This is a genomic window from Rickettsia montanensis str. OSU 85-930 (assembly GCF_000284175.1).
In the GTDB taxonomy this organism is placed as follows: domain Bacteria; phylum Pseudomonadota; class Alphaproteobacteria; order Rickettsiales; family Rickettsiaceae; genus Rickettsia; species Rickettsia rickettsii.
Genome location: NC_017043.1, coordinates 124,288 through 136,485 on the forward strand (window position 1 = coordinate 124,288; position 12,198 = coordinate 136,485).

The following is a 12,198-nucleotide window of genomic DNA, read 5'->3' on the forward strand; positions in this document are numbered from 1 at the left end:
TAAAACTTATATAGCTAGGAGGGTACATATATGCCATATAAAACAATGATTGATAACTTAAAAGATAATCACAGTTTATCTCTTAGTAATATAGGAGAAGGCGATGTTAAATCTCTAGCTCAAGCTCTAAAAGGTACTCAAATTACTAGACTTGATCTTAGTAATAATAACATAGGATGTAATGGTCTTAAGTATTTAACTCAAATTTTGAGAGACACTCAAATTACCACACTTAATCTTAAAAATAATAATATAATGGATGAAGGTGTAAAATATCTTACTGAATCTCTAAAAGAAATACAAATTACTGAACTTGATTTGAGTGAAAATAAAATTGGAAGCGATGCAGCACAATACTTAAATAAGATGCTGAGTAATACTAAAATGAGGTCTCTTTATCTTGATATCCATTACACAGAAGATGGTGATGTTAATAAGTATATATCTCAAAGATCATATTGTGATATTAAGAATATTCATATTACTATCCATAATAATAAAATAGGCATTAAGGGTGCTCAATATCTAAATAAAACCTTTCAAAATATTGCAATTGCTGAGCTTACACTTGATAGTCAAAACTTAGAAGCCGATGATGCTCAATATCTGGCTCAAGCTTTCAAAGATACTAAAATTAGTGAGCTTAAAATGTCTTACAATCATATTATGCAACTTAATGGTATTCAATATTTAGTTCAAGCATTTAAAGATAGTCAAATTGCCAAGTTAAATGTACATGCAGAAAAAATAAGAACTACAGGTGTTAAGTATTTAGCTGAATTTTTAAAAGAGGTTAAAGTTTTAGATCTTGATCTTCGTCTAAATTACATAGGAGATGAAGGTATGAAATATTTAGCACCAGCACTTAAAAATAGTGACATTATGTATATTGATCTTGCTTGGGATGATATAGAAGCTGAAGGAGCTAGATATTTAGCTGAAATCTTACAAAATTCTAAAATTCTTTTTATAGATTTGTGCAATAATAGTATAGGAGCTGATGGTGCTAGATATCTAGCAGATGGTTTGCCATATAGCCAAGTCACTGGTATTCATCTTCATGGCAATATGATTGAATATGCAGGATATCAATATCTTATTGATGTTGTTGATAATACCAATATATCTTGGGTTAATTTACATTGCAATAATATAGAGACAGGATTAGAAGAAGGAACCAAACTATGGCCTTATAGCATACCAAGAAATACTACTTCTATTGCATATGAAATACGTAATGTATTTAAAGAATTAGTATCACTAGATCCTATGAGTAATGAGTTTGAATTTATTGTACCTAGAAAGAATACATACCCTCATGTTGATATTGATCAATATGCTTTTTTGGTTAGAATTTTAAATGATAATCCAAATTCTAAGGTACATATTTTCGATATGATGTGTAAAAAGGATCATGGTAATGATTATGATTTTAATATAATGAACAAGATTAATGAGTTTATAGCAATAATGCCGAACAAATTTAATACATTTATTGATAGTAAATTACCGGATTTAGTAGAATTATTTGACAATTATAACTATGTAAATCTTGTAAAGCAATTTGAAGATATGAAACTGTATGATATTGTTCAAAATCTATTATTACATAGGGTATTATATTATGTAGATGAAAACCAGGAAATTTTACATCCATATATTTACAAGATGTTAGATAAATATAGTATGCCTTTATATAATGAACAGCTTGAACCGAATAAAAAAGAAGAAATAATTGCTTATTATCAAAGTCATCAAGAAATTGATGGTGTACAGGAAATTATAGATTTGTTAGGATCAGAATCTTTTAAGTAAAATTAATAATAAACCTAATTTAAACTTACTTTATTGATAGAAAATTGAATTGGTACATTTTCATTATTTTCTATAAGGAAACGATAATATTGTTTTGCAATATCCACAGCATCATAACTACAGCAAGACTGGATAGCAAGTTTTAAACATTCTAGTTTTAACTCTACATCATTTCTAAACATACACAACTCACCAATAATTTATTTCGTTAATATTAGCAAAATTACTGCTAGTTATCAACAAATTCATGGATAGAGCTATAGATTCTATCTCCAGATATCCACAGTTTTATATGAATTACAGTTTTTTTTATTATGGCTTAAAACTCCACTGGCAATGTAAAAATTAGGATGTTAATGTCATGACTAGCAAAACTTATCTATTAATGGAAATATCACTTAATTAATATGAATAATAATTGTGCTAATCAAAGATTATATTGGTCACTCTCTACTCCCCTAAAATATATGGCCTTAAGCTTAGATGAGTGGTTAGTTATCTTACTTGGTATAGTACCTGGGATAGTGTTACTGAATAGCGGACATGCTAAGCTTGGGATGATATGCATTATAGCTGGAGTTGTACTTTGTTATGCATTTAAGAAGTTTAAAAAATTATCGGAATATTTTGTACTTAAGAGTTATTTAGTCGCTAAGAAATGGCTATATGCTCCTACTTCTTATCCTAATTTACTTGGTAAAAAGGTAGGTAAGTAATGGATCATTTATTTAAGCAAAGCGGGGTTCAGCAGCTAGTTAAATATAATAAGAGATTATTGCTTATTACATTGCTGCTTGCAGTTACGAGTCTTCTTGGGATGATTAAAACAATTAGCACGGAAGAAAAATGGTTATTAATTCCAGCAATAGAGCCAGATCGTCGGATGATAGTATCATCCAAAAGCTATCATGAGACTTATCTTAAAGAATGGGCAGTGTTTGTAATGAAGGAATTATTTACTACTTCGCCTGAGGAAGTAGAGAGGCAAATAGCAGATATGAAGGTGGTGTCTAGTAATACAGAGCAGCTGGATAAATTTTTTAAGGAACATTTAGATTTTGTTAAGGGCTCTGGAATTTGCTCAGTATTTTTTCCTAAAAAGGTAAAAGTCATTGAGGATGGAGTATTAATTAATGGAACATTTCGTTATTGGTTTTCTGAGAATAAGCATATAGCAACTGATAAAACTTATTTGTTAACCTATAAGCGAGGAGCAAATCATTTATTATTACTTACAGGAATTAAAGAAGAAGAGGTAAATAAGTAATGAAAAGTTTGAAGTCAGAGTTACAAATCTTAGTAGTGTTTATTGGAATAATGCTTGCAAGCTTTAGTAGTAATGCTTATGGGATAAGCTATATGTTACATGCTGATTCTTTGTTAGAGCTGCAAATAGCTAAAGATGCTCCAACTAGAATTAACATAGAAGGAGAAAAGATCAATGATATTTTTATTCATCCTCAAATCGCCGCAGAAGTAGCAGTGCATAATTCAGGTTGTTTATTTATTTTGCCACAGCAAGATAGCAGTAAACTGTATCTCACTCTAATTGGAGAAAATGGTACGGTCCAAGATTTAATGTTGAATTTTACTAAAATCAAACCAACACCAATTAGACTTATTAAGTTTGGTTTAGAACAAGAAGTAATAAAGTTAACTAATAACAAAGAAGAGAAGCATCATGAATGTAAAAAACAAAGATGTAATAGAAAAAGAAAATAAAAAACAGTGTTTAAGAATAATATATCCTTTATTGCCGGTATTATTAATTTTTTGTGTAAATGTGATACTATCTGAAGTAGCTTTAGGAGAAACATTAGAAGGACAGTTAGACCGCATTGGTGGACTCTCTACCGGTAAACTGAAAACTATCGGGATATCAGGAGCAACGATTTTGTCATCAATCTGGGCAGTGGTCAGGGGTAATTTAAGGCTTGCTGGAGCAATCGTTGCTATTGGTATTATTTTAGGGTTTTATTTAGAGTGGGTCTCTAGTGGTATGAAAATCAGTTAGATAATTAGGATATTGATTAAAAGCAATGGATCAAGAGTTCAATAAGCAGGAAGAATTACAAAGTACAGTAGAGGATCATAAATTACCATCTACATTTAGTAAAAGATTATCAGAACTCATAGAGATAATTAAAAACAGACCATTAGTAACTTTAGCTTGCATAGGCGTGATAATGGTTTTGGTATTTTATGAATTTGCCGAAAATGAGGTCAAAACTTCCCGAGGTTTACAAGAAGATAGACAATCAAGGGAAATATCAGGGATAGAGCAGGCAATAGATCCAAGGGCTAAATGGACTGCAGAAATATTAAATGAAGTCAAAAACATGCAGAATCATTTGGAAAAGCTAATAGAGAATAAATATTTAGAAACTAAAACTAAAATTGATGATTTTAGTCAAAAGTTAGAATCATTAGAGAAGCCTCTTAAAGAAACTATATTATATGATGGCAATGATTTTAATAATGATCAAAAGATAGAAGATTTATTAGATAATAACTTTGAGCAAAGCATTGCTGCTGCTCCTACTGCTCCAGTAAAAAGATTACTTGGTTACGTAAAAAGAGCTGATGTGGAACTCAAAAAAGATTTTAAAGATTATATTACTACTGGTAGCTTTGCACGGGGGGTGCTGCTTACTGGTGTGGTGGTTGGAACTGGCACTAATAATGCAGCTTCGCCTGAGCCCATAATGATAAGGCTTGTTGATACAGCTATTTTTTCTAAAGGCTATAAAACGGAGCAAATCAAAGAAGCAATTTTAATTGGTTCTTGCAGCGGGGATATATCATCGGAGCGGGCTAAATGCCGGTTAGAGACGGTATCTTTACTAAATAGTAATGGAGAGATCATTGAAAAACCGGTAGAAGGATGGTTAATAGGAGAAGATGGTAGACCTGGAATTAAAGGGATAGTTGTTGATAGATCATCAGATGTAGCAAGGATGGCGGTGCTTAACGGCGTACTTGGCGGGATAGCACAATTTTTTCAGAACCAGGCAAGCAATGGCATATTTCCGGTGTCACCGATTACCGGTCAGCAAAATGCCTTAAAAGCTGCTGACTCTCTTAAAGCCGGTGTTTATTCCGGTACCGGTAATGCTTTAGAAAAGCTTGCTGATTTTGCAATTAAACGAGCAGAAAGTATGAGTCCGGTAATTGTTGTCACTTCAGGTAGAGTAATAGATGTTGTATTTAGAAAAGGTTTTAATTTAAGAGAGAATAAAGAAGCTGCTAAAGTAGATAGAGTACTACCACCAACTACTACTGATTATTCGCAAAAGGAAGCAAATTATAGTAATTATCAAAATTATGCCGGGAATAAAGTGACAAGTTTTACTAAGGCAAAAACTAAATTGCAAGAACGTTTTACTCGGGATAATGATGATTATGAGATGACGGATATTGATTTGCAGTCAGAACAACAACATCCGGGTAATTTTTAATGAATAATAAAATAATTAATCTGCTTTTGTTATCGATGTTAAGCTTTAGCGTTGCTAATTGTAAGTTGATGCCATATAGAAGCGATTTTGATTGCCCGCTGCCCCAAGGACTAAAATGTAAAGCTTTATATGAAGTAAATAAAATGGCTGATCAGAATATGTTTAATCCAAATAATAATAATGACAAGCCTAATTTTAAATCGATATGCTCTACTAGATGCTTTGGAAGGTATAATAATGATATCAGGAATTGATAAAGATTTTGCTCGGGAAAGACTAGCTAAACATTTTGTTTATGAATCATATGATGAGGAGAGTAGCTTGTTTTTTAATAGAGCTTCAGTAGGATTTGTCCTGCTTGGCTGGCCACTGGTTGGGACAAGCTTGCAAGCTCAAGGAGAGATAGCTGAATTTTTAAAAAGTGATGAGAATTTACCGGCAGGAAGTAGTTTTCAAATATTGATGATTGGCTCTGATCATATAAGAGAATATCTAGATAACTGGCAATTACATAGAAAAGGGACAATTTTTGCTGAGCTTAGTAGTAGAAGAACAAAATTTTTAGAGCAAAAAGCAAAGGCAGAGGGGAATATCAAAGATGTCGTGTTATTAATTTCCGTAACTATTCCGACGCTGACGATTGATATTAATGAGATGATACGAAGAAGAGAAGTATTGCAAGATACATTTAAATCAATTGGGCTTGCTACTTACAATGTTGAGGCAACATTGCTATTAAAATTTGTCCGTTTAATATTTGGTTGGAGGGAAGAAGAACATCCTGAACTTAATCCTTATGAAATATTATCTGAGCAGATTTTACCTGGTAATTTTTCTTTATATGAAAAGGAAGATTATGTAAGTCTTAATGATAATCAAATATTTATAAGCTTAGAGGCAGGAAAAAGACCGGCAGAGTGGCTTTTATCAGCCATGGATTTGTTTTTAGGTAATGAGCTAAGACGAGATGAATATATTAGATCAAATTTTCTGATTCATTTTGGTTTGCAAATAGTGCCTAATCAAGTGATAGCAAAAACAGCAGCAATTACTAAAAGAGAAGCTTTAGAGAGAAATATTAATGCTGGGATGGGTAAATTCTTTCCTAACTTAGCTAGTGAAGCACAAGATTTAGCAGGAGCAGTAGCGTGCTTGCAAAGTGGCGATAGAGTAGTAAATATCCACTTAAATGTCATTATGTGGGATAAGAAGAACAAAGCCAAAGGGGCAGCATCACAGTTTTGCTCACAGCTTCGTCGAAGTGGTTGGTATTTTGTCCCTTGTAAATATGATCATTTAGCGGTGGTACTTGCTAGTTTACCGATGCAGTTAGTTGAAGCAGCACCTAATTCTTTAGTGGGTAAATTTAATAGATTCAATAACATATTTAATAAAAAGACTCGGGGAGTTGGCATAGCATTATCAAATCTTGGTAGAGGCATAAAAACTATTGCTTCAGAAAGTAAGGTGTTACTTCCTATTATTGGTGAATGGAAAGGGGATTTAAGCTCTCCTGGAATGCTGCTTACTGGTAGAAGAGGACAGATAATGTATTGGTCTCCCTTTGGCTCAGCATTAATTGGCTCAAATTTATATAGCACAGCTGCAACTCCAAATGAAAATTTTAATCTTTGTATAGCAGGAGTGCCAGGCTCTGGTAAGTCAGTGTTTATGCAAGAACTAATGCTATCGGTCTTAGGCACTGGCGGCAAAGTGTTTGTTCTTGATTATGGTAGATCATTTAAAAGAACCTGTTTGCTACTGGGCGGTAATTATATTGAATTTGATGTAAAAAATCCTATTTCTATTAATCCATTTTCAGAAATTCCAGCAGACGGCAGCGAAGGCTCAATTGAAGCACAGGCAGATTTTTTAGCAAGTTTTCCATCGATTCTAGCTACTATGGCAGCTCCGCAATATGGAACTAATGATTTGCAACAACCAATGCTGCAAAAGGCGTTAATAGCTGTGTGGCAAGAAAAAGGCAATAAAGTTGAGATAACTGACATAGCAGATTGGTTGCTTAAAAGAGAAGAATCTTACGCACAGGAACTTGGTAATATGTTATTTCCGTTCACCAGAGATGGACAATATGGCAAGTTTTTTAGTGGTAAGGCAAAATTATCCTTAAACGCAGATATAGTAGTAATTGAAACTGATCATCTTCGTAGTAGCCCGGCACTACTTGCAGTAATTGTACAAATCATGATTGTTCATATTAACCAGAGCATGGTTAAAGGTGATAGGAAGCGTCCTTTTCTAATCATGATTGATGAAGCATGGAAATTACTATCTGGCAAAAGATCTGGAGAATTTATTGAAGAAGCAGGAAGAATTGCAAGAAAATATAACGGCTCAATTACTCTTGCTACTCAGCAATTAACTGATTACTTTAGAGAGGAAGGATCAGCAGCTGAAAAAGCTTTTGAGAACTCATCACATAAAGTTATTTTAAAGCAAAATCCTGAGAGCTTTAAAGCAATGAGAGCAAGCCCTAAGCTTGCAGGTTTTGTCGATGAGGACTGGAAGCTAAATTTACTACAATCAATTCATTCAAACCCGCCGCATTATAGTGAAGCAGCGATTTATGGACCAAGTGTTAACGGAGTTGTAGCAAGGTTAATGTTAGACCCATTTACTCTGATGCTAACATCTACTAATGCTAGGGATTACCAAGCCATAGAAGATAGAATGATCGCAGGAATGAGCGTTACAGATGCCATCAATAATATACTGGATGAGAGAGTTTTTTTTGTCAATACCGGCTGAAAAATGATACAGATTTCTAATATTACAATGGTTGAAAATTAATACAGCACACACTATGCTATGTTGAATAATTAATTGCTTAATATTGAGATATTATTACAGTTATTCCTTATCAAAATATACTTTTATAGGGGTTAAAATCATCTTGGAGCAACATAGCATAAATTTTGAATGATAATACTGTATCAATTTTTATCCGTTGTTCTGTATCATTTTACTTCCGTTGCTAACAGCTTAAAAACGTGGCAAAATATGACAGGGTATTTAGATCTAAAAATTATTATTATAAGTTCCTTTGTTTTATTTGTTATTATGTTGAAGGTAAGTTATGTAAATGCACACAATAATAATTTGGCTATAAGCATAGATAATAATTCTAAAATAGAAATTAGAGATTATGAAGTCCAAGGTCATGTATTTCCAATTATTGAAGAGTCATTACTAGAGGTCATTATGGCTAAACTTCAAATAGCAAAACAAAATGGCGTTTTAGAGAAAATGCAGGAAGAATTTAAAAATAAGGTACAGCAAAAAATATCAAGACCAACTCCGGTATTGGCTCTAGCAAAAGCAAGCATAAACCGAAATTGGCACTATGATCCGAGCTTTATACAAAAGACAGATGTAAAAGATCAAGCAGGAAACATCATAGTAAAAGTTGGCACAAATGTAAATCCTTTGGAGAAAATAAGCTGGGGAAAAGCTTTAATATTTATTGATGGTGATGATGAGCAGCAAGTTAAGTGGGCTAAATCAAAAATAGGAAAATTAGTACTCACGAGTGGCAATCCTATTAAGGGCTGACGAGTTTGAAGAAAAATTAAAGATAATGCAAGATAATTTGTAATTTGATGCAACAAAATCAAAATAATTTTACTCGTGGTTCACAGATTTTTGCTCATCAGATGAGAATGCTTGGGCAAGGCAGTATTAATGCTTTAACTATTGGATTAATATTTACTGTAGTTTGGCTAATGTGGCGTACATATCAGAAATTGTCCTTAGTAAGCTTATATTATTTTATCATAGAGCGATACGCACAATTAAAACTTGCCATAGGAGAGTATTTTTACCCTATAAGCCAAATAGGTATTAAATTCTATTATTTAGAACAAAAAGCTTGGGTTTATCGTAATGCTGAAGAATTTGTGCATAAATTTTGGCATGTTACACCGCATTCGCATAATATCAATCAATTTGGGCAATTCTTATTGCATTCAGCTTGGCCAGAAGGTATTATTGTTTTTACTATTAGCATGTTTACTGCCATCATCTTTTTTATGTATCGAGGTAAAAAAGCTGTTATACAAGATAAGATCAGGGGAGCAGATTTGGTGGAAGCAAAAACTTTAGCGAGAATGCTTCATAAAAACAAACAAGCTGCTAATATTTGTTTTTCTGGATTGCCATTAGTTAAAAATAGCGAAAGGAGGCATATTCTTATTACCGGTACTACTGGTAGTGGTAAAACTAATATGTTAAATGAGCTATTACCTCAGATTAGAAAAGAGCAAGGTAGAGCAATTATTGTTGATTTAACAGGTAGCTTTACTGATCGATTTTTTGATCCCAAATGTGATAAGCTACTTAATCCTTTGCAAGAGAATACAGAGCATTGGTTGCCTTGGAATGATTGTCATGAAATTTGGGATTATAATGATATGGCAAGTAACTTTAGTAACTATAATCCCAAATTAGATGATTTTTTTGCTAAAAGTGCTGAGTTGGTACTCGCTGAAGGATTAAGATTATATCAGGATAGTAAAGACATCAAAAAGCTAATAAATACTATTCTTTATGCAAATAATAAAGAATTTGCAAAAAGTTTTAAAAATAGTGCAGTATCTGGTATAATTAGCAGTAGTGCCCCTGAGACTTCTTCAGGTATTCAAGCAACTGTTAGTAAAAATATTGAAGTGTTGCAACATTTAAAGCCTAAAGGTGAGTTTAGTATTAGAAAGTGGTTTACTGCGGACAAAGGTTGGTTATTTATAACTAGTACTCCTAATCAAAGAGTAATGCTTCGACCACTTATTGCTGCATGGATTAGCATAGCGATAAAAGCATTAATGAATAGGAACATCAATAATACTCATAGTAATATGTGGTTTGTGATTGATGAGCTGCCAGCTTTACAAAAGATATCTTCACTCCCTATAGCTTTGGCTGAAAGCAGGAAATATGGTGGCTGCGTTGTTGCAGGTATGCAAAACATTCATCAATTAGAGGAGATATATGGTTCTGCTGGAACAGCTTCAATGCTTGATTTATTTGGTAGCAAATTTATTTTTCGGGTAAGTGATCAACAAACAGCACATAAATCAGCTTTAATGCTTGGTGAGCAAGAAATTATTGAAACTCAAGAGAATCTCTCTTATGGTGCTAACTCCATGCGTGATGGAGTAAATATGCATAGCTTAGAGAAAAGAAAATTATTAGTAATGCCATCTGAAATTATGAATCTAGAAGATCTTACCTGTTATGTAAAACTTGCGGGTAACATCCCAATTACTAAATTACAAATGAATTTACAAACTTGATTTAAATGCAAAAATATAGAAACCATTTTAATGGTATTTTTAAAAGATTTCAATTGTTTGATAGGGGATTACCTTATAAAGAAAAATCCTACTATAATGCCCCTTTAAATCGCTAATTTAGTCCGTCCGCCAAAACTCTACAGACCTTATAGATACTAGGTTTTAAGGCAAAAAGTAATAGTAAAATCCATAAGAAAATGAAAGGTTTTATATCAAAAGCTTATGGAAATACAAAAAAATGGCAACGAGAAAATTGAGTACGTTTTGGGACATAGTGTGTTTTTTGATACAAAAATTTAAAATTAGCCCTCAAAATCATAGTAATTTGCTCTAAAATTGCCCTGTTTTTGGAAATTAGTGCCACAAGTGATATTTTTTTGAGTTTTGGCGGACGGACTAATTTAGTATACGAGTTTTAGAGGTAAGCTGTGTATAAAAAACTTTTTTGTCATTTCAGAATTTTTTATAAATTATTTTTCAAACAGCAGAGTAAATTTTACAAGAAATATGTTTACTCTAAAGAACTAATAAAAGCTTCATCAAGACCGGTTACACTAGAAATTAAAGAAACATTACAACCTTGAGTTAACATTTTCTTTGCTACCTCTACTGCTTTATTATATTCCCCTTCAGCTTTACCTTCAGCTTTACCTTCAGCTTTTCCAATTTGGATACCTTCAGCTTTTCCAATTTGGATACCTTTAGCTTCACCAATTTGGATACCTTTAGCCTCACCAACTTGTAAGCCTTCAAGAATACCTATTTCTTTCCCTTCTTGTTGCCAATGCTCTGCTAAACTTCTCATAAGCCTTGTCCCTATTTCCGGATTTAACTTTGTTGATAATAAATTCTTTAGCTTTATTTTATCAGCTTGCTCTATCTTCGTCAATGTATAATATAATATCATTTCTAGATAATCATAACCTATCGTTATTTTGGTTAATTCCGGTAATATATCTGATATTTCTTGCCATCTTTTTAACAACTCTCTCTCATGTATATGTTTGAGAAAAAATTCTAATATCCCTGACCATATCCTTTGTTTAAACTCTTCATCAGGAATTTCATGGACGTTCACTAACTGGTAATCATTAATCCATAATTCTTTTGCTAATTTGTTATTAGTAAATAAATCCCACAAATTCCTTGCAACATTATATTTTTCCTGACCATTGAAAAATATCATCGGGTATATTAATGGTAAAGTCTTAGCTTTAGGATTTTGTATTAAATATCGCTCACAAATATTAATCATATATTTAAATAACCTAAAAGCCATAAAATGATCTGCTTTTGATTGATGCTCGACAAGCAAAAATAAGTATCCGTCTTGTTTATCAAATTTGCATGAGAATAAAACATCAGAGATAGAATCTTTTAAAGAGCTTTCTACAAAAGTGGTATTTTCCATTGCTAAACTAGGAAAATCTATTAAACTTTTAATATTTGGGGGCAAATGTGCATTAAAGAATTCATGGGCAACTAGAGGATTCTCTAGTGCCTTACGAAATATCTTATCATGCTTAGCTTTCTTCTTATCCTTATCTGGATCACCCAGCAGGTTTCCTTGTTCACTCATATATTTATATTTTTTAACTTGATAAAATATTATTACA

Annotated in this window: 9 protein-coding genes and 1 pseudogene; 9 read left to right on the forward strand and 1 reads right to left on the reverse strand. The window is 32.5% G+C overall.

Going from position 1 to position 12,198, the window contains the following annotated elements:
• The first annotated feature begins 30 nt into the window (after positions 1 to 30).
• The 9 genes and pseudogenes from MCI_RS00665 to MCI_RS00710 all read left to right on the forward strand — a co-directional run bounded on the left by MCI_RS00665 (position 31) and on the right by MCI_RS00710 (position 10,582).
• Positions 31 to 1,815: a hypothetical protein gene (locus MCI_RS00665; RefSeq protein WP_008579905.1), complete on the forward strand. Its 1,785-nt coding sequence runs from the start codon at positions 31 to 33 to the stop codon at positions 1,813 to 1,815.
• A 407-nt stretch (positions 1,816 to 2,222) separates the two neighbouring features.
• Positions 2,223 to 2,531, forward strand: a complete 309-nt coding sequence (locus MCI_RS00670; protein WP_008579908.1) for a hypothetical protein — start codon at positions 2,223 to 2,225, stop codon at positions 2,529 to 2,531.
• Positions 2,531 to 3,082, forward strand: a complete 552-nt coding sequence (locus MCI_RS00675; protein WP_008579909.1) for a TraE/TraK family type IV conjugative transfer system protein — start codon at positions 2,531 to 2,533, stop codon at positions 3,080 to 3,082. The genes MCI_RS00670 and MCI_RS00675 overlap by 1 nt, the downstream gene beginning before the upstream one ends.
• Positions 3,082 to 3,537: a hypothetical protein gene (locus tag MCI_RS00680; protein ID WP_011477114.1), complete on the forward strand. Its 456-nt coding sequence runs from the start codon at positions 3,082 to 3,084 to the stop codon at positions 3,535 to 3,537. Before MCI_RS00675 ends, MCI_RS00680 begins: the two co-directional genes overlap by 1 nt.
• Entirely contained in the window at positions 3,497 to 3,829 is a 333-nt protein-coding gene (locus MCI_RS00685; protein WP_008579911.1) for a hypothetical protein, read from the forward strand. Before MCI_RS00680 ends, MCI_RS00685 begins: the two co-directional genes overlap by 41 nt.
• Positions 3,830 to 3,854: 25 nt before the next feature.
• Complete coding sequence (locus MCI_RS00690; protein WP_008579912.1) at positions 3,855 to 5,273, forward strand: TraB/VirB10 family protein; 1,419 nt, start codon at positions 3,855 to 3,857, stop codon at positions 5,271 to 5,273.
• A gap of 237 nt (positions 5,274 to 5,510) precedes the next feature.
• Positions 5,511 to 8,042, forward strand: coding sequence for a TraC family protein (locus MCI_RS00700; protein ID WP_012152046.1), 2,532 nt, complete (start codon positions 5,511 to 5,513; stop codon positions 8,040 to 8,042).
• A gap of 252 nt (positions 8,043 to 8,294) precedes the next feature.
• A pseudogene (locus tag MCI_RS00705) lies at positions 8,295 to 8,840 on the forward strand (type-F conjugative transfer system protein TraW); the annotation flags it as partial.
• Between the two features lie 53 nt (positions 8,841 to 8,893).
• Complete coding sequence (locus MCI_RS00710; protein ID WP_008579926.1) at positions 8,894 to 10,582, forward strand: type IV secretion system DNA-binding domain-containing protein; 1,689 nt, start codon at positions 8,894 to 8,896, stop codon at positions 10,580 to 10,582.
• A gap of 511 nt (positions 10,583 to 11,093) precedes the next feature.
• On the opposite strand, the gene MCI_RS00715 is transcribed toward MCI_RS00710, so the two are convergent.
• The gene (locus MCI_RS00715; RefSeq protein WP_011477107.1) at positions 11,094 to 12,161 is read right to left on the reverse strand and encodes an Rpn family recombination-promoting nuclease/putative transposase; all 1,068 of its coding nucleotides are present in this window, start codon (positions 12,159 to 12,161) and stop codon (positions 11,094 to 11,096) included.
• Positions 12,162 to 12,198 lie beyond the last annotated feature (37 nt).

Excerpts from the sequence above, each read along its gene's own strand:
- MCI_RS00665 (WP_008579905.1), top strand. The coding sequence starts at position 31 with ATGCCATATAAAACAATGATTGATAACTTAAAAGATAATCACAGTTTA.
- MCI_RS00670 (WP_008579908.1), top strand. The coding sequence starts at position 2,223 with ATGAATAATAATTGTGCTAATCAAAGATTATATTGGTCACTCTCTACT.
- MCI_RS00675 (WP_008579909.1), top strand. The coding sequence starts at position 2,531 with ATGGATCATTTATTTAAGCAAAGCGGGGTTCAGCAGCTAGTTAAATAT.
- MCI_RS00680 (WP_011477114.1), top strand. The coding sequence starts at position 3,082 with ATGAAAAGTTTGAAGTCAGAGTTACAAATCTTAGTAGTGTTTATTGGA.
- MCI_RS00685 (WP_008579911.1), top strand. The coding sequence starts at position 3,497 with ATGAATGTAAAAAACAAAGATGTAATAGAAAAAGAAAATAAAAAACAG.
- MCI_RS00690 (WP_008579912.1), top strand. The coding sequence starts at position 3,855 with ATGGATCAAGAGTTCAATAAGCAGGAAGAATTACAAAGTACAGTAGAG.
- MCI_RS00700 (WP_012152046.1), top strand. The coding sequence starts at position 5,511 with ATGATATCAGGAATTGATAAAGATTTTGCTCGGGAAAGACTAGCTAAA.
- MCI_RS00710 (WP_008579926.1), top strand. The coding sequence starts at position 8,894 with ATGCAACAAAATCAAAATAATTTTACTCGTGGTTCACAGATTTTTGCT.
- MCI_RS00715 (WP_011477107.1), bottom strand. The coding sequence starts at position 12,161 with ATGAGTGAACAAGGAAACCTGCTGGGTGATCCAGATAAGGATAAGAAG.